21 protein-coding genes and 1 tRNA gene are annotated in these 23,416 nt (G+C 67.0%); 2 read left to right on the plus strand and 20 right to left on the minus strand.

The genetic code is table 11. From position 1 onward, the window contains the following. Positions 1-21: 21 nt before the first annotated feature. The 12 genes from gspN to IFT67_RS03120 all read right to left on the minus strand — a co-directional run bounded on the left by gspN (position 22) and on the right by IFT67_RS03120 (position 11,294). On the minus strand, positions 22-747 hold the full coding sequence (gene gspN, locus IFT67_RS03065) for a type II secretion system protein N (protein WP_192144991.1): 726 nt from the start codon (positions 745-747) through the stop codon (positions 22-24). Further along, positions 744-1,220 carry a type II secretion system protein GspM gene (gspM, locus tag IFT67_RS03070; protein WP_131585589.1) on the minus strand — a complete coding sequence of 159 codons (477 nt, stop codon included), beginning with the start codon at positions 1,218-1,220 and terminating at the stop codon, positions 744-746. The genes gspN and gspM overlap by 4 nt, the downstream gene beginning before the upstream one ends. Beyond that, positions 1,217-2,302, minus strand: coding sequence for a type II secretion system protein GspL (gene gspL, locus IFT67_RS03075; protein ID WP_192144992.1), 1,086 nt, complete (start codon positions 2,300-2,302; stop codon positions 1,217-1,219). Before gspL ends, gspM begins: the two co-directional genes overlap by 4 nt. Then, positions 2,299-3,297, minus strand: coding sequence for a type II secretion system minor pseudopilin GspK (gene gspK, locus IFT67_RS03080; RefSeq protein ID WP_192146639.1), 999 nt, complete (start codon positions 3,295-3,297; stop codon positions 2,299-2,301). Before gspK ends, gspL begins: the two co-directional genes overlap by 4 nt. Continuing rightward, positions 3,284-3,970 (minus strand): type II secretion system minor pseudopilin GspJ, encoded by a 687-nt coding sequence (gspJ, locus tag IFT67_RS03085; protein WP_342450541.1) that lies wholly within the window; start codon positions 3,968-3,970, stop codon positions 3,284-3,286. Before gspJ ends, gspK begins: the two co-directional genes overlap by 14 nt. Next, the gene (gspI, locus tag IFT67_RS03090; RefSeq protein WP_192144993.1) at positions 3,967-4,371 is read right to left on the minus strand and encodes a type II secretion system minor pseudopilin GspI; all 405 of its coding nucleotides are present in this window, start codon (positions 4,369-4,371) and stop codon (positions 3,967-3,969) included. The genes gspJ and gspI overlap by 4 nt, the downstream gene beginning before the upstream one ends. After that, positions 4,361-4,831, minus strand: coding sequence for a GspH/FimT family pseudopilin (locus IFT67_RS03095; protein WP_192144994.1), 471 nt, complete (start codon positions 4,829-4,831; stop codon positions 4,361-4,363). The genes gspI and IFT67_RS03095 overlap by 11 nt, the downstream gene beginning before the upstream one ends. After that, on the minus strand, positions 4,806-5,246 hold the full coding sequence (gspG, locus tag IFT67_RS03100) for a type II secretion system major pseudopilin GspG (RefSeq protein ID WP_082444053.1): 441 nt from the start codon (positions 5,244-5,246) through the stop codon (positions 4,806-4,808). The genes IFT67_RS03095 and gspG overlap by 26 nt, the downstream gene beginning before the upstream one ends. A gap of 8 nt (positions 5,247-5,254) precedes the next feature. Beyond that, a complete protein-coding gene (gene gspF, locus IFT67_RS03105) occupies positions 5,255-6,481 on the minus strand; it encodes a type II secretion system inner membrane protein GspF (protein ID WP_192144995.1) in 1,227 nt (408 codons plus the stop codon). Between the two features lie 171 nt (positions 6,482-6,652). After that, entirely contained in the window at positions 6,653-8,173 is a 1,521-nt protein-coding gene (locus IFT67_RS03110; protein ID WP_192144996.1) for a GspE/PulE family protein, read from the minus strand. Positions 8,174-8,304: 131 nt separating this feature from the next. Beyond that, the gene (gene gspD / locus IFT67_RS03115; protein ID WP_192144997.1) at positions 8,305-10,524 is read right to left on the minus strand and encodes a type II secretion system secretin GspD; all 2,220 of its coding nucleotides are present in this window, start codon (positions 10,522-10,524) and stop codon (positions 8,305-8,307) included. Then, on the minus strand, positions 10,521-11,294 hold the full coding sequence (locus tag IFT67_RS03120; protein ID WP_342450542.1) for a type II secretion system protein N: 774 nt from the start codon (positions 11,292-11,294) through the stop codon (positions 10,521-10,523). The genes gspD and IFT67_RS03120 overlap by 4 nt, the downstream gene beginning before the upstream one ends. Before the next feature lie 182 nt (positions 11,295-11,476). On the opposite strand from IFT67_RS03120, the gene IFT67_RS03125 reads away from it, so the two are divergent. Then, positions 11,477-12,133 (plus strand): prolyl hydroxylase family protein, encoded by a 657-nt coding sequence (locus IFT67_RS03125; protein WP_192144999.1) that lies wholly within the window; start codon positions 11,477-11,479, stop codon positions 12,131-12,133. A gap of 166 nt (positions 12,134-12,299) precedes the next feature. Here the strand turns inward: IFT67_RS03125 and IFT67_RS03130 are convergent, their stop codons facing one another. Both IFT67_RS03130 and IFT67_RS03135 read right to left on the minus strand, forming a co-directional pair. Further along, on the minus strand, positions 12,300-15,107 hold the full coding sequence (locus tag IFT67_RS03130) for a TonB-dependent receptor domain-containing protein (protein ID WP_192145000.1): 2,808 nt from the start codon (positions 15,105-15,107) through the stop codon (positions 12,300-12,302). A gap of 108 nt (positions 15,108-15,215) precedes the next feature. After that, complete coding sequence (locus IFT67_RS03135) at positions 15,216-16,844, minus strand: beta-helix domain-containing protein (RefSeq protein ID WP_192145001.1); 1,629 nt, start codon at positions 16,842-16,844, stop codon at positions 15,216-15,218. 309 nt (positions 16,845-17,153) lie between these two features. On the opposite strand from IFT67_RS03135, the gene IFT67_RS03140 reads away from it, so the two are divergent. Beyond that, complete coding sequence (locus IFT67_RS03140; RefSeq protein WP_056058003.1) at positions 17,154-17,489, plus strand: DUF6481 family protein; 336 nt, start codon at positions 17,154-17,156, stop codon at positions 17,487-17,489. A gap of 305 nt (positions 17,490-17,794) precedes the next feature. Here the strand turns inward: IFT67_RS03140 and IFT67_RS03145 are convergent, their stop codons facing one another. The 6 genes from IFT67_RS03145 to IFT67_RS03170 all read right to left on the minus strand — a co-directional run bounded on the left by IFT67_RS03145 (position 17,795) and on the right by IFT67_RS03170 (position 23,372). Further along, positions 17,795-19,258: an efflux transporter outer membrane subunit gene (locus IFT67_RS03145; protein ID WP_192145002.1), complete on the minus strand. Its 1,464-nt coding sequence runs from the start codon at positions 19,256-19,258 to the stop codon at positions 17,795-17,797. Further along, entirely contained in the window at positions 19,258-20,874 is a 1,617-nt protein-coding gene (locus IFT67_RS03150; RefSeq protein ID WP_192145003.1) for a DHA2 family efflux MFS transporter permease subunit, read from the minus strand. The genes IFT67_RS03145 and IFT67_RS03150 overlap by 1 nt, the downstream gene beginning before the upstream one ends. A gap of 1 nt (position 20,875) precedes the next feature. After that, positions 20,876-22,045: an HlyD family secretion protein gene (locus IFT67_RS03155; RefSeq protein WP_192145004.1), complete on the minus strand. Its 1,170-nt coding sequence runs from the start codon at positions 22,043-22,045 to the stop codon at positions 20,876-20,878. Next, entirely contained in the window at positions 22,042-22,677 is a 636-nt protein-coding gene (locus IFT67_RS03160) for a CerR family C-terminal domain-containing protein (RefSeq protein ID WP_192145005.1), read from the minus strand. Before IFT67_RS03160 ends, IFT67_RS03155 begins: the two co-directional genes overlap by 4 nt. A gap of 280 nt (positions 22,678-22,957) precedes the next feature. Then, positions 22,958-23,032 (minus strand) — tRNA-Val (locus IFT67_RS03165). A gap of 67 nt (positions 23,033-23,099) precedes the next feature. Then, a complete protein-coding gene (locus tag IFT67_RS03170) occupies positions 23,100-23,372 on the minus strand; it encodes an HU family DNA-binding protein (RefSeq protein WP_056048186.1) in 273 nt (90 codons plus the stop codon). Between the last annotated feature and the right edge of the window lie 44 nt (positions 23,373-23,416).

A 23,416-nucleotide genomic window follows, 5' to 3' on the forward strand; every position in this document is an offset into this window, starting at 1 on the left:
CGCCGACTTGCCAAAAAGACGTCAAAAACGTCCTTCGATGGCGAGCTTGTACCCGTTCGGGCCGCTCACGAAGCCCGCCTGCTCAAGCTTCTGGACCGCCAGCGGATCGGATGGACGCAGCGACAGCTCGGCGCGGTAGGTCCCTGCCCCCTCGATCCGGAGCGCGATGCTTTCGGTCCCGGACTGGCTCGCCAGCGGTAGCAATAACGCCGTGCCGTCGCACCGTGCGGTGCCGCTTACCGACTGCGGCAGCGTGATCCCACCGACGTCACCCGCCAGCGTTGCGCGGACGCGGCCCTCGGCGGCTTCGCACTGGCCGTCGCGGAAGCGAACCGAGACATCGTCGAGGTCGAGCGCGGAGACGGGCACCGGCGCGAACAGCCGGCCCGTCGCGACCGTGGCGGTCATGTGGTCGACGCCGAAGCCGTGGCGACTGACGCTCGCCGACCCGCGCAACGGCTTGGCCGACACCGATTCGGGACCGGCGAAGACGATCGTCGCGCGGCCGACCAGCAGCGGCAGGGGCGACAGCCGCGCGTGCAGATCGCCGAGCGCGAGATCGCCGAACCGCGCTTCGGTCAGCGTCGCGCCCCAGATCGTCCCCGACACGCGCCGCGCGACCAGCCCCTGGTCGCCGACGCCGACCCAGCCGAGCACCGCGCGCATCGGCAGGAAGACGATCAGCGCGATCAGCAGCATCCCGCCGAACAGCGCGGCGGGGCCGGTACGCAAACGAATCCGCCTCATGCCGCGCGTGCCTTCAACGTGAGCGCGACGCCGACGGTCTTGTCGCCCTTGTCGGTCATCGCCACCGAATCGACGAGGATACCGAGCCGTTCGAGACGCGCGAGCCACGCGACCAGCGCCGCGGGGCGCGCCGACTGGATGCCGACGCGTACCCGGCTCGCCCCGTCCTGATCGAGCGAGGCTAGCGCGAAGCCTGCCTGGTCCGCCTCGGCGCGCACGACGTCGGCCAGCGTACCGGTCAAGGGCGTCGCACGCGTCCGCTGGATATCGCGCAACGTCGCAACCTGCGCGCGCGTCTCGCCGAGCCGGGTGACCGCATCGGCATGACGTTCGCGCGCGCTCGACAGGCCGTCGCCGACCGGGCGGATGATCAGCGCCCACAGCAACGTGAGGACCGCGAGCGCCGCCATCACGAGCAGCAATCGACGCTCCCGTAGCGAGCGTCCCTCGAACCAGGTTTTCAATCCGGTCATCGTCCGCTCTCCGGGCTGATCGTGAGTTCGCCCGTCACGCGGCCGGCGGCGGCCTGGAACACGCCCGCGCGGACCGAGAAGCCGGCGGCTTCGAGCGCGCGCTTCAGGTCGGTCGCCAAGGCTTCGCGCTCGACCGCCACCGACAGGCGCAGGTCGCCGTTCGCCTGGAAATCGAGCGCGGTGACTTCGGTGCCGGGCGTCGCACGCACCGCCGCGAAGACTGCCGCGGTCGTGCTCGTGAAGCCCAGTCCCGGTCCCCGCACGCGCGACAGGCGCTCGTCGAGCTGACGGCTGGCGTCGACCACCGTCTCGCCACGCGGCAGGCCCGTGACGGCGACCGTATTGGCTTCCGCCTCCAACGCATCCGCGCCGAAGCTGTATTTCGCGATGCGGACGAGCGAGATCGCGAGGGTCACGGCCAGGATCGTCAGCGACAGCAGCGCAAGCCGTCGGATCAATCCCCAGTCGATCGCGAACCGTCGCCGCCGCGCGAACGGCCCCTGTCGAAGATCCAGCGGGGGCGACGCGACGGCGACGACGATCGCCGCCTCCAGCGTGTCGCGGTCGATCGTCGCGGGCGCGGTGCCGCCGGTCACCAACTCCGTCAGCCGCGCCTCGTCCGCGAACCCGCTCGACGTACCGCGCACTACGCCGCTTCCGCCCAGTTTCGCCCGCGCGTACCCCTCTTCGGGTCGGGGAAGGAGCATGGGTGCGGGAATGAGCGCAACTGGATCGACCCCAGCCTCCGCCAGCATCAGCAGCCAGTCGCGCATCGTCGCGGCACCGACGACCCCGATCGGTCGGTCGCTCGCGCCTTCGTCCCCCACCGCGACATGGAGTTCGGCGAGCGGCGATGCACTTGCCTCGCTCGCCAGGATACGCGCGGCTGCCGTTGCCTGCGCCGCAGACCGCGACGGCAGTTCCGCCCAGTGCAGCGTCACCGCATCGGCGGGCGCCACCGCGATCGTCTCGCCGTCGATCGAATCGGGGATACCCTCCCCCTCCCCGACCACGCGCGTATCCGCGACACGCATCCAGCGATATCCGGTCTCGCCGGCGGGAAGGAACAGCAAAGTCGTCATGATGGCTCGCCCCATTGCCGCGATACGAGCTGCGCGGGAAGCCGGTTCGCGTCGATCAGCGCACGTTCCTGCATTTGTGTCGTGCCGAGCGTCACGTCGATATCGAGCGTGAACCATTTCGACAGCACCTGCGCGTCCGCGCCGGGCGCGATATTGGCGGCGCCGAGCAACGACGCGCCCTTCTGCAATTCGTCGAACGTGGCGTAGCCCTGCACCGGTCGCCGAAGCAGAAGTTGCTGCGCGCCGCCGACCGACAGCGTATCGGGATACATCATCGCCAGCAGCACGCTCTGTTCGGGCAGCAGGGTGTTGACGTTGATCGGCGAGGGCCTGGCGAAGGGCAGCGTGCAGATCCACGGCCGGATCTTCGTGTAGATCTCGGGCGTCATCCCGGCGATCGCGCGCAGTTCGCTGGGGTCGCTCATCAGCGTGCCGGCGGTGCGGTACGACGGCACGCGGCCGAGATATGCGCCGTCCTCGGCCCCCATCGGTGACTGGTCCTGATCGCTGTCGATCCAGTCCGTCGTGCCCGCCGCGACCTGTTCCGCGACCTGCACCGGCACGTCGAGCAGCCGCATCAGGCGGACGAACTGCGGTCGGACGTCGCCTCGCGCGACGTACACGCCCGGGGTCGTCATGCCGACGAGAGAGTTCAGGTTGAAGCAGTTCGCACCGTCGCGGACGCGCGCGGTCGCGAAGCCTCCGGGGACCGGCAGGCCGAACGGCGTGTTGCTCCAGCCGCCGGCCAGCGTGACCCGCGTAGGCTTTGGGGCAAGCAGGTTCGAAACGCGGGTCAGCGCCATCGTCTCCGCCGCAAGCGCATAGGCGCGTGCCTGCTCGCCGGTCGCGGCGTTGCTCGCGAGGCGGGTCGACAGCCGAAGTTTCTCCAGCGCCGCGCCGGCCATCACCGCGATGATCGCGACGAGCATCAGCACGGTGAGCAGCGCCGCACCCCGTTCTTGCCCGCGCGGAATGCCGCGATCAGGTGCGCGCACCGGGCGTCTCCTGTCCGGGAGGTGTGCCCGCAGGTGGCGTGACGGCGGGACCCGTTCCGTCAGACGGGGCCGGGATGTAACTGGTGCCGACAAGGAACATCTGGCGGAACTGCGTACCGTCGTCGCGTTGGACTGTAAGCTCCATCGCGTCGGGCAACGGCCTGCCGCTTGCGCCATCCCAGCGATCGCTCCAGGCGCCCGCGATGCGATAGCGCAGCGCGACCTGGCGGACTTTGGTGAGCAACGCGGCAGGCGGCAGTGGCTGCGCGCCGTCGACCATCGGATAGGCGATCCGCTGGAACACGCCGCCATCGACGCGGTAGGCGACCTTCTGCATGCTGGACCGCGCCGTACCGTCGATGTTGCTCCAGCCGGCGCGGACGAGGCGGAGCATCGGCGTGACGCCCGATCCGCTCTCGCCGATGAACGCGGGAACGCTGGTGCCGGCCTCGTCGCGGGTAGCGCGGTTCGATGCCTGGGCGAGGTCGGCGGACAGGATCGACATCGTCCGGGTGAGCGCGCTGATTTCGTCGAGCTTGGCGCCGGTCGCGCTCTGCGCCTTCACGCTGAACGACAGGATCGCGACGCCCGCGGCGGCGATCATGCCGAAGATCATGAGCGACACCATGACTTCGATAAGCGTGAAGCCGGCCTCGGTTTTCGGATGCGTCACATCACCATCCGCGGCGCGGGTCGCACCATCGTCAGGCGGCCGAGCTGCGTGCCGGTCCGGTCGGCGACCGCCACGTCGATCCGCAGAACGCTCGATCCGCCGAGTGCGCTGACCTGTCGGGTCCACGTCCAGGGCTGGCCGCCGTTGGTCTCTGTACCGGTGACGCGACCTGCCGTCGGTGGCTGCGCGCTGGTGACCGCATCGATCGCGACGTTGCGCGCGACCATCTGCGCGACCAGCGTTTCGTCGAGGATCGAGGCGCCGCGGATCGTCGCGCTTTCCAGACGCACGAGCGCCATCGCCGCAAGGCTGAACACTGCCAGCGCGACCATGATTTCTATCAACGTGAAGCCGTATTCGGCGTAACGTCGACGAAGGGTGAAGCCGCGCTCAGCCTGCATCGGCTCTTACGCTGCCGTCGGCGTCGATGTGGACCGTCGCCGCAACACCACCGCGATCGAGGCGGATCTCGGCGGGACGATCGACGAGGCCGGTCGGGTCGAACGTCACGCGCATCCGGCCGCTCGTATCGCCGATGCTAGCTCTGGTCCCGTCGTTCCAGCGTTCGACGCGCATCGGTTTCTCCGCGATCGGCGTCCAGCCGCCAGCGAGTCGACGGTCGAAGCCGTAACCTCCGCCACTGATCCAGACGCTCACTGGACGCGCCTCGACGATCGCCGAATCGTGCGCGGCGCGGGTGCGCAGGGCGAAGCGGGTCGCCTCGTCGAGCACGCGGCCGCGCGGGTCCGGCATGACGAGCACGGCGACCGCGGATGCGAGACCGATGATCGTGACGACGACCATCAGCTCAACCAGCGTAAAGCCGCCTTCGCGCTTATTGCCAGCTGCCGATGTCGGCATCGATCCCCTCGCCGCCTTCCTTGCCGTCCGCCCCGAAGGTCCAGACGTCGGCCTCGCCGTGCGCGCCGGGCGAGGCGTAGAGATACGGGCGACCCCAGGGATCGTTCGGCAGCTTCTTGAGATACCCGCCACGCTGATAACGCGACGGATCGGCCAGCCCGGCGGGTGCCGAAACGAGCGCGTTCAGCCCCTGCGTGGTGTTGGGGAAGGTCATGTTCTGCAGCTTGTAGAGTTCCAGCCCGCCCTCGATCTGGGCGATGTCGGCCTTCGCCTTCTGGATCCGCGCGGTGTCGCCCGAGGGCAGCACGTTGAGCGCGACGATGGTGGCGAGCAGGCCGATGATCACGATCACGACCATCAGCTCGACAAGGGTAAAGCCGGCCTCGCGGCGCTTCTTTTTATCTTCGGGACGCATGAACAACCTCATTGTCCGGCCAGCGTGTTGAGCTGGAGGATCGGGAGCAGGATGGATAGCACGATCGTCGCGACGATGCCGCCCATCACGACGATGATCAGCGGTTCGAGCAGCGAGAGTGCGGTGGCGGTGAAACGGTCGAACTCGCGTTCGAGATAATCGGCGGCGCGCTCGAGCATCTCGTCGAGGCGACCGGCGGCTTCTCCGCTCGCCGCGAGATAGGTCAGCAGCGGGGGGAAGACGCCCGCCCGGCGCATCGCGGCGGAGAGCGAACCACCACCGCGGATCGCGTCGACGATCTGGTCGGAGGCGAGGCGCAGGCGGCGGTTGTGGATCGTGCTCGCGGTGAGGTTGAGGCCGTCGAGCAACGGTAGTCGGCTCGCCACCATCGTCCCGAGCGTGCGCGCCATCCGTGCCGCGTGAAGGTCTCGGATCAGGCGGCCGAGCAGTGGAATGCGGAGCAGCCAGCCGTCGAACGCGAGCCGGAGCGTCGGGTCCTTGAGCGCCCGCCACCCGGCGAGGCTGCCGCCGACGACGATTAGCAGCATCACCCACCAGTATCCGACGAGGAACGCTGAAAACGCCATGACCATGCGCGTCAGCAGCGGGAGTTGCTGGCCGACCGTGTCGAATTGCTCGACCACCTGCGGCACGACGAACATCATCAGCGCGGTAACCACGCCGAACGCGACGAGCGCGAGGATCGAGGGATAGGCTAGCGCGGTGATGAGTTTGCCGCGGATCTCGGCCTGGCGTTCGAGCAGGGCGGCGAGCCGGTCGAGGATGGTCGGGAGCGAGCCCGAGCTTTCTCCGGCCGACACCATCGCGCGGTAGAGCGGCGGGAAGCTTTTCGGCTCGCGCGCCATTGCGTCGGCAAGGCGGCGGCCTTCGACGACGCCGGCGTGGACGTGCTGGACGATCGTGCGGACGCTGTCCTGTTCGGTCTGGCGCGTAATCGTACGGAGCGATTCCTCCAGCGGCGAGACGCGGTTGAGGGTGGCGAGCTGGCGGGTGAAGAGCGTGAGGTTCTTGCCCGACATCTTCGGCGTGCCAAGCTGAAGGCCGAAGAGCGGGCGGCCTTTGGTCGCCTGCGGGGGTGCGCCGGGGGTGATCTTCACGACGTAGAATTTGCGTGCGTCGAGGGTGGCGCGGGCGACATCTATGTCGGCGGCAGCGATGTGACCGCGGCGTTCGGCGCCTTTGGTATCGATCGCGATATAGTCGAAGTCCGCCATCATCCTCCCCTGCAAGGGGAGGGGGACCGCCGCGCAGCGGTGGTGGAGGGGGCGTGCCGCGAACGCTGCGTTGCGCTGCTGGCGGCGTACGGCCGGTGGTGCGAGCGTGGTGAACCCCCTCCACCAGCTTCGCTGGTCCCCCTCCCCGTTCCGGGGAGGATTTTTAGGGCGCTACGCAACTGCTGTATCCTCAACGACTTCGGTCGTGTCGCGGCGGGATACTCGGACGGCTTCTTCGGCGGTGGTCTGGCCGGAGAGAACGAGGTCACGGGCGGACTGCGCAAGGTTCGGGGACTTGGCAAAGGCGTGCGCGGTAATCTCCGATTCGTGGCCGTCGGTGTTGATCAGGCGGCGGATCGTGTCGTCGATGCGGACCGCTTCGAAGACTCCTATACGCCCCTTGTAGCCGGTCTGGTTGCAGTCTTCGCAGCCTTGCGCGACGTAGACGACCGCGTCGGAGGCGATGCCGAGCAGCGGCGCAACCGTATCGGACGCGGGCACGGCCTTGCGACACGTCGGGCAGAGCCGGCGAACGAGCCGTTGCGCGATCACGGCACGCAACGTCGAGGCGAGCAGGAAGCTCTCGACCTTCATGTCACGCATCCGGGTTATCGCGCCGATCGCGTCGTTGGTGTGGACCGTCGACAGCACCAGATGGCCGGTGAGCGACGCCTGCACCGCGATCTCGGCAGTCTCGCGGTCGCGGATTTCGCCGACCATCACGACGTCCGGATCCTGGCGGAGGATCGCGCGGAGCCCTGCCGCGAAGGTCAGGCCGACCTTCGGGTTGACCTGGGTCTGGCCGACGCCGTCGACGGCGTATTCGACCGGGTCCTCGACGGTGAGGATGTTGCGGCTGCCGTCGTTGAGCAGGCGGAGCGCGGCGTAGAGCGACGTGGTCTTGCCCGAGCCGGTCGGGCCGGTGACGAGGATGATGCCGTTCGGCTCGCTCAGCGCTTCGTTGAGCAGCGCGAACAGTGCGGGCGGCAGGCCGAGCGCTTCGAGGTCGATGCCGGCGTTTTCCTTGTCGAGGATACGCAGCACCACGCGTTCCCCTGCGCGCGACGGCAGCGTCGAGACGCGGACGTCGAGCAGCTTGCCGCCGAGCGTCAGCCCCATCCGCCCGTCCTGCGGGACGCGGCGTTCGGCGATGTCGAGGCGCGCCATGACCTTGATGCGACTGACGACGACCGGGGCGACGTTGGGCGGCATGCGCAGCGTTTCGCGCAGCACGCCGTCGATGCGCATGCGGACGACGAGGCCGGACTCGTACGGCTCGATATGGATGTCCGACACGCCGTTGCGCGCGGCGTCGGCGATGATGCCGTTGATCAGGCGGATCGCGGGAGCGTCGTCGGCGGTGTCGAGCAGATCCTCCGCGGTCGGCATGTCGCCGGCGAGCAGGTCGAGTTCGTCGCCCATGCCGACCGCGGCGAGCGCGTTGGCCTGGCCGTCCATCGCGTAGACGTTCGACAGAAGGCGATCGAACGCGACCTGTTCGACGAAGGTGACGTCGAACGGGCGGGCGAGGTAGCGGCGGAGTTCTAGCAGGACTTTCGGGTCGGCGCCGGCGCGCATGGCGATGGTGAGGTGGGAGTCCGTGTCGGTATGGTCGACGACGACGCCGAACTTTCGGGCGAAAGCGTAGGGGATGGTGATCTGGGGGAGGGCGGCCTCACTCCCCTCCCGCATGCGGGAGGGGTTGGGGGAGGGAATGACATATCCCTCGATCGCGTCGTCCGTGAGTAAGGCAGCCCCTCCCCCGACCCCTCCCGCAAGCGGGAGGGGGGAAGTCAGTTCGATCTCGTGGCCTTCGCGGATGATCATTTCTTTGGTCGCACGACCATCGTCGAGGTGCGTACCGGCACCGCGATCCGCGGATCCTCGATGCTCCCGGGGATCGGCGCGCTCGGGATCGGCGGCGCGGCGCCCATATAGTCGCGGACGAGCTGATCGATCGACGGCTCGGCGCCCGGCTCCTGCAAGCCCTGTTGCAGGCGGACATAGCCATAGCGCTGCTCGGTCAGCTTGCGGCTGTCCTCGGCGGTGCGCAGGATCGTCGGGCGGATGAAGATCATCAGGTTCGTCTTCGACCGCTGTTTCGCCTTCGACGTGAACAGATGCCCGAGCACGGGGATGTCACCGAGCAGCGGGATCTTCTCGATCGTGCGGCGTTCGTTGTCGTCGAGCAGGCCACTGATCACCGCGATCTGGCCGTCGTCGACGGTGCGGACGGTCTCGACCTCGCGCTTGTTGAGGATCAGGTCGCTGTTGTCGCTCGACACCGGCCCCGCGATCGAGCTGACTTCGAGGCGGAGATTGAGCTTCACCGTGCCCGACGAGTTCACCTGCGGCCGCACGGTCAGCTCGATGCCGACATTCTGGCGCTGCGTGGTGCGGAAGGCGTTGTCGAAATTGGTGCTGAGCGCCTGCCCCGTGGTGATCGGGATCTCCTGCCCGACGAGGCTGTGCGCCTCCTGGTTGTCGAGCGTGACGAGGTGCGGGACCTGGAGCAGGTTCGAGGTCGTGTCGCTCTTTACCGCGTTGATGATCGCGCCGAAGAACGTGCTGCCGATCTTGCCGCCGAACCCGCCAAAGCCGCCGGTGGCCGCGAGGATCGACGCGATCGCCGACTGCTGCAGCGCGTCCGCCGCGGCATTGGGCGTGTTCGTTTCGGTGCGCGTGCCATCGGGCGCGACGACCGTCGTGCCGTTGCCGCCGATCGAGCGCGCGCCGATCGCGCCCGCGATCTGGAGAATGTTGGGCGCGGAGTTCGAGAAGGTCGACGCGCCGAACGCGCCGCCGCTCGGGTCGCCGACGATGAACTGTGCGCCGAGCGTGCGCGCGGTCGAATCTGAGACCTCGGCGACGATCGCCTCGACCAGCACCTGTTCGCGGCGCGTGTCGAGCTGGCGGACGACTTCGTTCAGCTGACGCTGGATCTCGGCGGGTGCGGCGATGACGATCGCGTTGGCGCCAGCGAAGCGCGTGACGACTGCCGCAGTCTTGCCGCCCGCTGCGGTGATCGCAGCCTGACCCGATCCACCGCCCCCGCCGCTCGACGACGGTCCGGATTGCGGGATCTGCGGCTGCGAAAAGTTCGACTGGCCGCCGGACGCGCCATTGGTGCTGCTCGATCCGAAGTTGGAGCGCGACAATGCCGTCTGTACCGGCTGCGTAGGAGTCTGGCCGACGAGTTCCTGCAACACTGGCAGCAGCTGCTCGGCATCGGCGTTCTCGAGGAACACGACCTTGATCTCGGTGCCGTTGCGTGCCTTCTGGTCGAGATCGGCGGCGACCTGCGCGAGGCGGGCGACGGTAGTCGGATCGCCGCGCAAGGCGACCGCGTTCGAGCCCTCGACCGCGACGACGGATGCGCTCGGGCCGGCGGCGGCGCCACCGCCCTGCCCGCCTTGACCGCCGCCGGCACCGGTTCCGATCAAGCCCTGGAGTGCGGTGGCGATCTCCTTAGCGCTGGCGTTCTTCAGCGCGACGACGCGGGTGGACGACGTATCGGTGTCGATCCGGCGAAGGACCTCGCGGATGCGGCGGATGTTGTCCGCAAAATCGACCACGACGAGGCTGTTGCCGCCGCGGTTCGCGCTGACCGAGCCCTGCGCGCTGACCAGCGGGCGAACCGTCTCGACCGCGGATTGCGCGTCGATTGCGCGGAGCCGGATGATCTCGGTGACGTAGCTGTTGCGCGCGGCGCCCGCGACGCCGATCCGGCTCGGCTGCGAGGCGGCGTTGTCGAGCGGCTGGACGCGGAACGCGCCGCCCGAGGTCGGCACCGCGACGAGGCCGTTGGCGCGCAACGTCGAGAGGAATATCTCGAAATATTCGGAGCGCGACAGCGGGCGATCGGTGACCACGGTCACCTTGCCGGCGACGCGGTTGTCGATGATGAAGGTGCGCCCGGTGACCTTGGCGGCATCGGCGATGAACGCGCGGATGTCGGCGTCGCGGACGTTGAGCGTGGTCTGCGCGTGGACGCCTGCCGCCAGCGCGAGCGCGACAACGGGACCGAGAAACAGTTTTTTCATTGGGGTGGCGCGATCGTGATGGCGAGCGGCAGGGTGTCCTGGCCGCGTTCTACGGTGATGGGGACGTTGCCGCCGCCCGCGAAATCCTTGACGATGCGGTCGAGATCGCCGGGGCCGGAAACGGGCCGCCCGCCGATCGAGGTGACGATATCGCCGTCCTTCAGTCCTGCGGAACGGAACGCGTTGCCCGAGCCCTGCGACCGGACCGTGAGTCCGCTGATGCGGCCGCCGTCGATGCGGGGGATGAAGCCGATCTCGCTGCGCAACTGCGCCACGGGGATGCCGACGACCGGAGACGCAGCGCCGGCGGGTGCCGCGCCGGGAACGACCGGCGTGACGGCGCCCGACTGGTCGAGGAACAGATCCTCGTCGGCACCGCCGCGGTCGATCGTGACGTGATCGAACGCGACCGCCTTGAGACGCACGCCGGGCTGGATCTCGTCGCCGACCGCGACACTCTGCTGGACACCGTCGGCCCCTGCGATGATCGCAGAACTGCGGCCCATCGCTTCGTCGATGCGCGTACCGAACAGAGTTAGTTGGAGCGAGGTCACCGTGGCAGGTGCGCCGGCCGCACCACCGAGACGGAAGAACGGATCGAACCCGCGCAGGATATCCGCGGGCGACCCTACCACCATCGGCGTGGCGGGACGCCAGTCACCCAGTGGCGTGATCGGCGTCACGATCGTCCACGCCAGCCGTGCGCACTGCACCGCCAGCCCGGCGAGCAGCGCAAGTTCCACCACATTATAGACATTCACGACGGGCATACGCCGCAAGATACGGCGCGCCCGCGCGTCCAGCTTCAATCGCATTCGCGATCCACCCCAATTCCCCGCTCTCTTCGTCGCGTAGGCATGCCATGTTACAATTCCGCGTCAATGGCTTGCACGTCGGTTGCTTCAATTCTGATGGGGTAGCGCTTCGCGTCGACGATGGGCAGAAGACGCTCATGTCCGATCCTGTCCCGTCGAGCGGCTCCGGCCTGCCGCCCGAAGCGATCATCGCACGGCTGGCCGTACCCGGTGTTCAGCGTGTCCCCAGTGCCAAGCTCGACCTGTTCGTGCGGCGCGACTTCCTGCCGCCCGCGCTGTGCGCCACGCTGATCGAACAGATCGATGCGGTGCGACGCCCGTCGACGATCTCCGATTCGAACGGCGATGCGAGCTATCGGACGAGCGAGACCGGTGACCTGTCGGCGCTGCACCCGGCGGTGATCGAGGTCGAACGCCGGATCGCCGCGCTGACCGGACTTGACCCGGTGTACGGTGAACCGCTCCAGGGGCAGCGCTATGCGGTCGGGCAGGAGTTCAAGGGACACACCGACTATTTCGAGCCCAACGGCGTCGACTATCAGCGCTACTGCGGGATTGCCGGCAACCGGACGTGGACCGTGATGATCTACCTCAACCGGCCCGAAGCAGGCGGCGCGACGCGGTTCAAGGCGATCGACAAGATCGTCCAGCCGGAGACGGGCAAGCTGCTCGCCTGGAACAACCGGCGCGCGGATGGCAGCCTCAACCCCGCGACGCTGCATCACGGAATGAAGGTGCGGTCGGGGGTCAAGTATGTGATCACCAAATGGTTTCGGGAGAAGCCTTGGGGTTGAGATCCCGGCATGTCGCTAGGCTTACGATCCTCCCCGCCAGGGGGGGGCAGGCACTTGCCCGACGGAGGGGGCGGCAAAAGCAACGCCTGTCGCGTATCCTCCCCCTCCGTCGCCTTCGGCGCCACCTCCCCCTTGCGGGGGAGGATCATAGCTTCCGCCCCCTTCCTCAGAACGTCGTGCTGATCCCGAGCGTGAACACCTGACCCAGATTATACCGGTTGATGTACACCTTGTTGCCGTTCTCGAACGTCTGACCCTCGGTGAAGCGCGTCTTGGTCAGGTTGCGGGCCTCGGCCTTCACCTCGAACTTGGCGCCGCGCAATTCGACGCCCTGGCGAGCGACGAGATCCAGACGGATGCCGGGCTTTTCGATGATGTCGGGCAGAAAGCCCGTGCCACCGAGGTTCGACGGGCCACGATTGGTCACGCGGTCGCTGGCGTAGTTGAAGAGCAACGTGATCTGCGACAGCGCCTTGGTATCTTCCAGCCCGAGCTGGACGTTGACCAGGTGATCCGACTGACCCGTGAGCGGCGCGCCGTCGCGGAAATTGCCGGTCGCGGGTGCGAAGCCGACCTGGCAGCCCCCGGTCGCCGTCCTCTGGTCCACCACGTTCGGGACGCAGCTGCCGTCCACCGTGATCGACGACTGCGTATAGGTGTAGTTGGCGATGAACAGCAGGCGACGGGTCGCGAAGAAATCGCTGCCGAGCGTGTCGAGCGGCACGTATTTCTGGAACTCGACCTCGCCGCCGTACAGCTTGGCCTTGGGCAGGTTGGTGAAGCCGGTCTGGAGACGATCGTCCGCGCCGGTGTAGAAACCGACCTGTTCGATCGGCTTGTCAATCCGCTTGTAGAACGCCCCCAGCGTAAAGCGCTGGTCACGCGCGAAGAACCATTCGTACCGCGCGTCGAGATTGTAGAGCTTGGTATCCTGCAACAGCGGGTTACCGAAGAACAGGCGATCCGATTCGGGATCGCGGAACTGCTGTGGTGCAAGCTCGCGGAACTGCGGGCGCGAGATCGTCTTCGAAGCGCTCGCGCGAAGCTGCATGTCAGGCGCGAAATTCCAGGTCAGCGTCGAGGCCGGCAGGAAATAGTCGTTCTTGAGACGCGTCGTCGCGGAGAGGATCGGCGTGACACGCTCTTCCGCCGTTTCGTAGCGCACCCCGATCGTCGCGCGGACGCCGTCGGTCGCCTCGGCCTCGGCCTGGACGTAGCCCGCATGGATCCGCAGCGACGCATCATATTGATACGCGCCGAGCGGGGTGTTGAACTGCAGTTCGAGCGAGTTCAGCGGATCGTTGGTATCGATCGCCAGCAGGTAATCCGGACGGAGCAGGTTGTACGGATAGCCCGGCGCCGTGCCGCCGCCGCGCGGCGTCTGGTAGTTGAACTGGAGACGCGACGACGTACGCTTCGTATCCGAGTAGAAATACCCGGTCGATAGCGACATCGGCCGCTCGGTCGACAGCTTGTACGTCGCGTCCGCCTGGCCGCTGTAGAGGTCTTCCTTCAGTTCGCTGAAGATGATCGAGGCGAACGGCGAGAAGCGCTGCGTCACCTGATACGCGCCGTTGCACTGCGCGCCGCCGGTCCCGTTCGGATCCTGTACCGTGATCGGCTGGCCGGTCGTGGTGGTGTTCGAGCAGAGATAGTCGAACTGCCGCTCGTACGGCGCATTGCGCTTCGAGTTCGCATAAGCGCCACGGACGTCGAGCGTCAGCGCATCGACGGGCTTGAATGCACCGACCAGCTGGCTCTCGAACAGCTGGCGTTCGAACCAGTTGGTATTCTGCTGGAAACGCAGGCCGCTCGAGTTGTTGTAGGTGGTCGCCGCCGACCCACGCGCCTGCTTCAGCGTGTCGTGGATATAGACGTTGGTCAGCTTGATGCTGTTCTCGCCGAACTCGTAGCCGACGCCGATCAGTGCGTTGGCGACGATCCGGTTGTCGGTCAACAGGGTCTGGAAATCGTTGCGGAGCAGGCCTTCGTTGGTGACCGAATCCTGCTGCGTGATGCTGCGGGTGCGGAACGTGTTGCTCGCGCTGACCGACGCGATCACGCCGAGCCGGCCCGAACCGATGTCGAACACCGAGCCGCCGCTGATCTCACCCGAGAAATTGGCGGGAAGCTGGTTGTTGCGCTGGAGCAGCGAGGTCGAGGCGTTGCTGAGCGTCGCAGCCTGCGCGGCCGAGATGTTGCCGGTGCCTTTCGGCGCGTTCTTGATGAAGCTCGGCACTTTCCGCGTGCCGTCGTCGAAGCCGATCCAGTCGGCGTCACCGCCATAATAGGTGTAGCCGAGTTCGCTGGTGGTCGCGGTGTCGGCCGAGATCGAACCGCCGAACGACAGGAAGTTCTTGTCCGGGATCGCTTTGGTCGTGAGGTTGATCACGCCGCCGCCGAACTCACCGGGATAGTTCACCGAATAGGTCTTCTGGACCAGCGCCGACCCGACGATCGTGGTCGGGAAGATGTCGAGCGGGACCGAACGACGCAGCGGCTCGGGGCTCGGCAGTGGCGAACCATTCAGCAGCGAAGATGAGTAACGATCGCCGAGACCGCGGACATAGACGAAGCCGTTGCCGACGATGCTGAGGCCTGTGACGCGCGACAACGCGCCGGCGATGTCGCCCTCGCCGGTGCGTGCGATGTCCTCGGTCGACAGGATCGAGACGACCTGCGGGGTCGCGCGTACGAAATTCGGGATGTTGCGACCGACGACGACGATGTCCTCACCGGCGTTGGGATCGTAGCCCGGCGTCGACACTTCGGCCTGCGCTCGGGCGGCCTCTGCTCCGGCAGCCTGGGGCGCGGAGGTATCCACCGGCGTCGAGGTAGGCCCCGTCGACGTGGTCGAGGCGGGTGGCGAGGCGGCTGGAGCGGGTGCAGCGCCGCCGGTCTGGGCGAGCACCGCGGGCGCGACCAGCTGCGAGGTCAGGAGAAGTAAGGTGGCATAGCCGAAGCGCGTTTGCATGGCCGAATATCCAGATCAGGGGGTCTATGGGCGAATGCCGGGGTGGTCTTTGGAACCACCCCGGCATCGCTGCTCACATCATCGACTGCGGAGAGCCGACCGGAGGCGTCACCGGCCGTTGCAGTTGAAGTAGACCGACGTGAAGATCGGCGGGCCCTGGTCCTGCTTCGAGGCATCGGCCGCGCGGATCGTCGAGCGATCGGCCTGGCTGGTTTCCTGCGCGATCAGGTTGAGGCAGGCGACGGTCGCCGGCGTCTTCACGATGCCGTTGATGAAGCGCATGTCCGAACCACCACGCTGGCGGATCGCTGCCGGCGCAAGTGCGGTCTGCACGAACGTGAAGTTCGAATACTGGCCGAAGGTACGGGGCAGCAGATCCTCGGCACCGTTCGAGTCGATCTCGGTCGAGAACGAGTCGGCGGTCGCACCCAGCAGGCGCTGTGCGGCGATGATGAACTGCATGAAGCCGCGATAGCCGTTGTCGATATCGTAGCCGTCGTCGTCTGCGCCGGTGACCGCGAAATACTTGATGTTCGTGGTGCCGCCGAAGATCTCGATGCCGTCATCGGCCGAGTTGTGGCTCTGGACGTGATCGATCGTCGTGCCCGAACCGGTGCCGCCGAGCGTCAGGCCCTGAAGCTCGTTGCCGTCGCTGATCGCGATGCCGCTGTAGCGGATCTGGACATACTGCATCGTGCCGCTGTTGTCGGCTTGCGTCGGACCACCGTAGAAGCGCCCGGTGACGCCTTCGATCGCCTGCTGGCAGGTCGTGCTCGTACCGCCGGCATTGTTCGGGCCGGTTCCGGTGGCGCAGACCGCGACGGGTGCGCGACCGAGCAGGATGATCCCGCCCCACTGGCCCTGCGTCGCATCGCTGACGCCGTTGGCGGTCAGGTTCTGCTGCGACGTGAAGATAATCGGCGCGTCGCGCGTACCGACGGCGCTGATCTTCGACCCGCGGTTGACAAGCAGGAGGTCGGCGGTGACTTCGGTCGAATCCGCCGCGACGACGACGCCCGGTGCGATCGTCAGCGTCACGCCGGTATCGGCACCGGTCGTGCCGGCATCGGCGCCGACTTCGGTCTGGCCACGCAGGCGGTAGAACACGCCGGCGATCTTCGGCAGCGTCAGGCTGGACGTGATGTTGGTCGGCAGGCGGCAGGCGCGGAACGTCTGGACCAGGCCGTCGTCGATCGTGCCGGTCGGGCACGCTGCGGCCGAACCGCCGGCGCCGACGGCAGGAACCGCGGTGCAGCGCGCGGTCGTGCTGCCGCCGAACTCGGCCGACGTGGAGGCGCAGGTCCAGCCCTGGAACGCGGTGTCGGTCGGGCCGTTGAGCGCGCCGACGAAGTTGGTGCTGGCGAAGAACGGGTTGATCGACGACGGGTCGGTCGCGGTCGTGGCGGACGTCGCGGCGGTCGGGTACACGCCGGTCAGGACGTTGGTGCCGCTGACGTTGTTGTTGGTGCCGGCGTTGACGATCGCAAGCTGCTCATCGGCGCTGATCGTGATCGTGCCGTCCGAGCGGCCGCCCGAGGTCGAGGCGAACTGAGCGGCCGTGATCGCCGATGGGGTCGGCGTCGGCGTGGACGGCGTCGGGGTCGGCGTGGCTGGCGGGGTGATGATCACGGTGCCTGCGCCCGGCGAAGCGACGTCGTCGGCACCGCCGCAAGCGGTGAGTGCGAGGCAGGCCGTGCCGGTCAGCAGGATCGTGCCGAGGCGAGTAAAGCTGGTCATGCGAAGGACTCCCGAGTCGTACCGTTGATTGTTCGGATCGACCCAGGCTCCCCCCTGCCGACCGTGACATGGCGGTTAGGCTGGCCAGATGACGCCGCGATGCGATTTCGGTTACGCTTGCGTGACTATGATATGACGGTTCGATGACTGTCGATTGGGGCGCTGCAGGCCCATGGGGTTGAAAACCGCGCCATCGAACACATCTCTTCCGATCCGGCGCGCGATGATTTAAAGGCGCAGCCAGCGTCAATGCCCACGCATTCCTGCGTGCGGGCGGTCAGACCGATATTACAGGATTATTCTACGACAATGGCCTCTTTCAAGGACCCCAGCTTCCAGGACCGTACGAGCAGCGCAGCCGCCGCCAAGCAGAAGGCGCTGGAAGCCCTGCGCGCCAAGCCACCGATCGACGAAGCGGTCGTAGCCGAGCGCCTCGCCGCGCGCGAAGCCAAGGAACTCGCCGAGCGTGAGAAGCGTGCCGCGAAGCGTGCCGCCGAGGACGAAGCCAAGGCCGCGAAGAAGGCTGAGGCCGAGGCTGCTGCTGCGAAGAAGCGCGAGGCCGAGGCTAAGGTCGAGCTGACCGACGCTGAGAAGAAGGCGATTCGTGACGCTAAGTATGCGGCGCGGAAGAACAAGAAGAAGTGATTTTGCGGGCGGTCGTGTGGCCGCCCTGTTTTTTGATTGAACGACTGCTCGCTGAAAGCACCTGCCAAAAAGCCTACCACCCCGGCGAAGGCCGGGGCCCAATTGGCAAGGTCGCGGTGATGAAGCGCGCACCTACGTTACCGACATTTCCCAATTGGGCCCCGGCCTTCGCCGGGGTGGTGGCTGAGGAATGGACGAACCCCATCAACTAGCGTGTTCTCCCGCGAAGGCGGGAGCACAGACTGGGCTCCCGCCTTCGCGGGAGAACAATTAGGTGTGGGTACCAGACGAGCTGAAGCGCGCCCCTACTCCGCCTGCTCCCAACCGCCCCCCAGCGCCTTGAACAACGCCACCGTAAGCTGCCGCAACTGCGCATCGCTCGACACCAGCTGCTCGCGCGCCGTCAGCACGTCCGTCTCCGCATTCAGCAGCGTAGTCTGCGCCACGAACCCGGTCCGGTACTGCGACTCCGCCGCCTTCGCGCTGCTCTGCGCATCGACCACCGCGCGCTGCAAAGCCGCGTTCCGCCTCCGCTCGGCAGCGATCTGCGCGAGCGGGTCTTCGACGTCGCGCAACGCCTGCAACACCGTCGAGCGATAGCGCAGATATGCCTGCTCGCGGTCTTCCTCGCGCGACTTCACGGTCGACTTGCGCCGGCCCCAGTCAAGCAACGGGAACTGCGCAGCGCCCGATGCGGTCAGCTGGAGGCTGTCACCCGAGAACAGATTGCCGAGCGCGGTCGAGATCAGCTGGCTCATGCCGGTGAGGCTGAACTTCGGATACATATCCGCCACCGCCACACCGATATCCGCCGTCGACGCCGCGAGACCGCGTTCGGCTGCGCGGATGTCGGGGCGACGACGCAACAGCTCCGACGGCAACCCGGCCGGGATCGACGGTACGCCGAGCGGTGCTACCGACGGCGCCGCGAGCTCGGTCATCAACGTCGCGGGTGGCTCGCCGAGCAGGATCGCCAGCGCGTGCATGCGGACGTCGACATCGGCGCGGACCGGTTCGGCGCGCGCTTCCGTGGATGTGATCGAAGCGCGCTGGCGGGTGACGTCGATCGGCGGGACGAGACCGACCTTGGCCGTGTTGCCGGCAATCTCAAGCGCACGACGCTGGCGGACGATCTCGCCCTCGATCGTCGCGATCTGCGCCTGGTCGAGACGCAGCGCGAAATACGCCTGCGCGACTTCCGCCGCGAGCGTCACCGCCGCATCGCGCTTCGACCAGACCGCCGCTTCCGTCCGTGCCCGCGCGCCTTCGGTGCTGCGCCGGACGCCGCCGAACAGGTCTAGCTCCCAGCTCGCGTCGAACCCGACGGAATAGGTCGTGATCCCGCTGCCGGGGAGTGCGATGCCGCCGGTCGGGCCGGTGCCGCCTGCCCCCGTGCCGCCGCTGAACGCACGTGCGATCGACGAGAGGCCGGCGTTCTTGCTGAACTCGATGTGGCTCGGGCTGGCGCTCGCGTTGACGCTCGGCAATCCTTGCGAGCGCGCGACGATCTCCTGCAACCGCGCCTGCCGCACACGCGAGGCGGCGATGGCGATGTCGGGATTGCCCTTCAACGCACGCTCGACGAGGCCGTCCAGCTGCGGATCGCCGAATGCTGACCACCAGCGGGCTGGATCGACCGTCGCACCCACAGTAGCTTGCGGACCGACGAACGCCGGCGGCACCGCCATCTTGGGAGCGACGTAATTCGGGCCGACGGTGCACCCCGCGAGCAGGGCCGCAACCGCAACCACCATGAACCGCGCACGCATCAATGCATCCCTCCCGAGGGGGCGCCGCCGGTCTTGCCGGAGCGCATGAATAGAACCAGTGGCGCGACGACCAGCACGACAACCATCATCGCGCGAAACACGTCGAGGAACGCGAGCATCGTCGCCTGCCGCTGCATCTGGCTATAAAGAACGGCCAAGGGCGTTGTCGCATCGCCCTGCCCGCCGAACACGCTCGTCGCCTTCTGCATCCAGTCATTGTAGTTCGGATCGAGCGGGTTGAGCGTCTGAGTCAATTCCGACTGGTGCCGCTGCAATCCGCCAGCAAGCTGCGTCTGCGCGAAACAGATGCCGATCGTGCCGCCGAGATTGCGCGAGACGTTGAGCAGACTCGACGCCTGCGCGGTCTGCGTCTGCTTGAGCCCGACATAGGCGATCGCGTTGATCGGCACGAACAGGAACGGCAGCGCCATTGCCTGGAACAGCCGCGCGAACGCCGCATCAGAGAACGCGATGTCTGCGGTCAGGTGGCTCATGTTCCACAGCGCGAACGCCTGCACCAGCAACGCCGGGAACAGCAGGAAGCGCACGTCGACCAGCCCGCTCAGCCGCCCTGCGAACGGCACCATGACGAGCGTCGCCAGACCACCGGCGGTCAGCGCGAGGCCGGCGTCGAGCGAACTGTAGCCGAGAACCTGTTGCAGCATCTGCGGGATCAGCTGCGTGGTGCCGAACAGGATCATGCCGGTGACGCCCATCACGCCGATCGTCAGCGCGAAGTTGCGGTTCTTCATCAGCTTGAGGTCGATCACCGGGTCCTTGTGGTTGAGCTCCCAGACGACCAGCGTGACCAGCGACACCGCGGCGATGATCGCCGACATGACGATGAAGCCGCTCGAAAACCAATCCTCGCGCTCGCCGCGATCGAAGGTGAGTTCGAGGAAGCCGAGCCCGAGCGCGACCAAAGCGACGCCGACATAGTCGATCGTCAGGCCGTTCTTGAACCGCTCGTCGCGGTCCTTCTTCACTTGGGGCGGCTCGTCGACGAAGGTCTCGACCAGGAACCAGGCGGCGATGCCGACCGGCACGTTGATCAGGAACACCCAGTGCCAGCTCGAATATTCGACGATGTAGCCGCCGAGCGTCGGCCCGAGCACGGGGCCGACGACGACGACGATCGCGAAGGCGGCAAACGCCATCCCGCGTTGTTTCGGCGGGAAGGTGTCGGCGAGGATCGACTGCTCGACTGGCGCCAGGCCGCCACCGCCGATGCCTTGCAGCACGCGGGCGACGACGAGCGTAGCGATATTGGGCGCAAGGCCACACATCAGCGAAGCAAGCGTGAACAGGGCGATCGAAAGCAGGAAATAGCGCTTTCGGCCGATCGCGTCGCTGAGCCAGCCCGAGATCGGAATGACGATCGCATTGGCGACGAGGTAGCTGGTCAGCACCCAGGTCGCCTGATCGGTGGTGATCGACAGCCCACCCGAGATGTGATCGAGCGCGACGTTGGCGATCGAGGTGTCGAGCACCTCCATGAAGGTCGGGATCGAGATGATCGCGACGATCAGCCACGGGCTGTACTTGCCCGCCGCCGACCGGCTCGGCGACCAGGTGTGACCGCCCCCCGCATCGACTTTCGCTGGGGCTTTCGCCACCTCAGCGGACCTTGACGGTCGGCACCACCGACATGCCGGGGCCGATCGGATAGCGCTTCGGATCCGGACCGTTCTTCGCGTCGAACACGATCCGCACGGGGACGCGCTGGACCACCTTCACATAGTTGCCGGTCGCGTTCTGCGGGGGCAGCAGCGCGAACGCCTGGCCGGCGCCGCGCTGGATCGAGTCGACATGCCCCTTGAAGTCGACGCCGGGATACGCGTCGACATGGATGTCGACGGGCTGGCCGATCCGCATCAGGGTAAGTTGCGTTTCCTTGAAGTTCGCCGTCACCCACATTGTGTCGGGGACGATCGCCATCAACTGCGTGCCGGGCGCGACATAGGAGCCGACATTGACCGAGCGGTTGACGACTTGCCCCGCGACCGGCGCGGTCAGCCGGAGATCGCCGATCGTGACGTTGGCCTGGTCGACCTGCGCGCGACGGGCGTCGATCACCGACTTGGCCGCGCCGACCTGCTTCCTGGCGACGCTGATCTGCGCGGTGGCGGTGTCGATCTGTTCGCGCGCGGCAGCCGCATCGGCGGCGGTCTGGCGAGCAGTGGCGCGCGCCTGATCGAGCTGTTGGCCGGCGACCGCGCTCGGATCGAGCCGCAGCAACGCCTCGTAACGCGCGAGATCCTGCTGAGCCTTCACCGCAGCCGCCATCGGGACGCGCGCCTGTGCGGCGGCCTGCTGGCGTTGTGCTTCGGCGGCGGTGACCTGCGCCTGTGCCTGCGCGAACTGCGCGCGCGCCTGCGATTCGTTCGCCTGTGCCTCGGCGACCTGCGCGTCGCGGCCGGATGCCTTGATGACCGCGAGCAGGCGGCCCGCTTCGACATGCCGGTTGTCGATATCGGCGACCTGGACCAGCGTCCCCGCGACCTGTGGCGCGAGGCGGACGATGTGCGTGTCGACGAACGCGTCGTCGGTCGACTCGAACTGCCGCGCATGGAGCCAGTAGAGCACGCCGCCGATGATCAGCCCGCCGACGACGATAACGAGGATGATCCAGAAGATCGGCTTCTTGAACACCGACGGCTTCTTGTCGGCCTCGTCCTCGGACTCGTCCTGCTGGTCGGTATCGGACTGCTGGTCCTCGCCGTTCGGATCGGTTTTGCGATCCTCATCGTCGTGGTTGGCGTCGGAGTGGTTCGTCTGGTCGGTCATGCCTGGCCCTGTTCTTCAGCACGCATCGAATCGAGGATGGCGTCGATATTGGCGTCGATCCGCGCCTTGATATCGTGGATGTCGTCGGCCCCGAGCGCATCGCGCCCGAGCAGTTTGAGGAAGGTCGCGCGGCTCGATCGCAGCGCGAGGACCTGCCCCATCAACGTGATCGTCGTGATCCGCGCGACGCGCGCGCTGGTACAGCCGGTCGCGGTGGCGACGAGATCGGCAAGCGTCTCGATCATCTGCCCCATCACGCCGCCATAGATCCGCTCGAACGCCGCGCCAGGTTTCATCTGCTCGCGCAGGATGAACAGCGTCCAGTCGGCGTTCTCGTCGCTCGCCATCTTGTCCGCGAGCCGCGCGAATATCCGGTGGATCCGGGTGCGGGCTGCGGTGGCGTCCTCGACGACCCCGGCGGGTACGTCGAACGGCTCGGTCATCATCGCGGACATGCGCTCGGCGATCCGATCCGCCGCGGCGAGGTACAGCCCGTCCTTACCGCCGTAATGATAAGTGATCGACGACATCGCCGTACCCGCCGCCGCAGCGATCGCGCGCGTGCTTGCCCCCTCCAGCCCCTTGCTGCCGAATTCGCTGATCGCGATGTCTAGGAGTCGTGACTGGACCACGCGGGGCATTTAGTTCGATCGAACGAACCAGCCTAATGAAGAAGCTGTCATGTTGCGCGCAGGATCGGTCAGCGTGGTACCTCGATCTTCGCGCAACCACTTCGTCATCCTGACGAAAGTCAGGACCCAGGGTAACGAGCGTTGCACTACGTGGCTCTGGGTCCTGACTTTCGTCAGGATGACGGACGCGGCGTAACCACCCCGCCGCGAGATCCACTACCCCGACGGACGCCAAAAACAGCAACGCCGGCCCCTTCGTGCGAAGAGACCGGCGTAAATCTGGTGGGCGCGGCTGGGATTGAACCAGCGACCCCACCCGTGTGAAGGGTGTGCTCTACCACTGAGCTACGCGCCCGAAACTCGTTCGGAAGCGGGCCTTTAGGCAGACCCCGTCCACCTGTCCAGCCCTATCGACACCGGTTCTAGTTGACCGCGTCCTTCAGGCCCTTGCCGGCCTTGAACTTCGGCTGAGTCGACGCCTTGATCGTCATCGGCTCGCCGGTGCGGGGATTGCGGCCGGTCGACGCCTTGCGCTTCGAGATCGAGAACGTGCCGAAACCGACCAGGCGAACCTCGTCGCCCTTCTTCAACGATGCCTCGATCGCGTCGAACACCGCCTCGACGGCCTTGACCGCGTCGGCCTTCACCAGCCCGGACGTGTCGGCAACCGTCGCGATCAGTTCCTGCTTGTTCATATAGTCCCCCGGAAAGTCTCAAGTCGGCCGCGATAGAATCACGC

This window comes from Sphingomonas sp. CFBP 13728 (assembly GCF_014841895.1).
Lineage (GTDB): Bacteria > Pseudomonadota > Alphaproteobacteria > Sphingomonadales > Sphingomonadaceae > Sphingomonas.

What these genes read in the sequence shown, in the direction of transcription:
- gspN (WP_192144991.1), bottom strand. Translation starts at nt 747, where the DNA reads ATGAGGCGGATTCGTTTGCGTACCGGCCCCGCCGCGCTGTTCGGCGGG.
- gspM (WP_131585589.1), bottom strand. Translation starts at nt 1,220, where the DNA reads ATGACCGGATTGAAAACCTGGTTCGAGGGACGCTCGCTACGGGAGCGT.
- gspL (WP_192144992.1), bottom strand. Translation starts at nt 2,302, where the DNA reads ATGACGACTTTGCTGTTCCTTCCCGCCGGCGAGACCGGATATCGCTGG.
- gspI (WP_192144993.1), bottom strand. Translation starts at nt 4,371, where the DNA reads ATGCAGGCTGAGCGCGGCTTCACCCTTCGTCGACGTTACGCCGAATAC.
- IFT67_RS03095 (WP_192144994.1), bottom strand. Translation starts at nt 4,831, where the DNA reads ATGCCGACATCGGCAGCTGGCAATAAGCGCGAAGGCGGCTTTACGCTG.
- gspG (WP_082444053.1), bottom strand. Translation starts at nt 5,246, where the DNA reads ATGCGTCCCGAAGATAAAAAGAAGCGCCGCGAGGCCGGCTTTACCCTT.
- gspF (WP_192144995.1), bottom strand. Translation starts at nt 6,481, where the DNA reads ATGGCGGACTTCGACTATATCGCGATCGATACCAAAGGCGCCGAACGC.
- IFT67_RS03110 (WP_192144996.1), bottom strand. Translation starts at nt 8,173, where the DNA reads ATGCGGGAGGGGAGTGAGGCCGCCCTCCCCCAGATCACCATCCCCTAC.
- gspD (WP_192144997.1), bottom strand. Translation starts at nt 10,524, where the DNA reads ATGAAAAAACTGTTTCTCGGTCCCGTTGTCGCGCTCGCGCTGGCGGCA.
- IFT67_RS03120 (WP_342450542.1), bottom strand. Translation starts at nt 11,294, where the DNA reads ATGCCCGTCGTGAATGTCTATAATGTGGTGGAACTTGCGCTGCTCGCC.
- IFT67_RS03125 (WP_192144999.1), top strand. Translation starts at nt 11,477, where the DNA reads ATGTCCGATCCTGTCCCGTCGAGCGGCTCCGGCCTGCCGCCCGAAGCG.
- IFT67_RS03130 (WP_192145000.1), bottom strand. Translation starts at nt 15,107, where the DNA reads ATGCAAACGCGCTTCGGCTATGCCACCTTACTTCTCCTGACCTCGCAG.
- IFT67_RS03135 (WP_192145001.1), bottom strand. Translation starts at nt 16,844, where the DNA reads ATGACCAGCTTTACTCGCCTCGGCACGATCCTGCTGACCGGCACGGCC.
- IFT67_RS03140 (WP_056058003.1), top strand. Translation starts at nt 17,154, where the DNA reads ATGGCCTCTTTCAAGGACCCCAGCTTCCAGGACCGTACGAGCAGCGCA.
- IFT67_RS03145 (WP_192145002.1), bottom strand. Translation starts at nt 19,258, where the DNA reads ATGCGTGCGCGGTTCATGGTGGTTGCGGTTGCGGCCCTGCTCGCGGGG.
- IFT67_RS03155 (WP_192145004.1), bottom strand. Translation starts at nt 22,045, where the DNA reads ATGACCGACCAGACGAACCACTCCGACGCCAACCACGACGATGAGGAT.
- IFT67_RS03170 (WP_056048186.1), bottom strand. Translation starts at nt 23,372, where the DNA reads ATGAACAAGCAGGAACTGATCGCGACGGTTGCCGACACGTCCGGGCTG.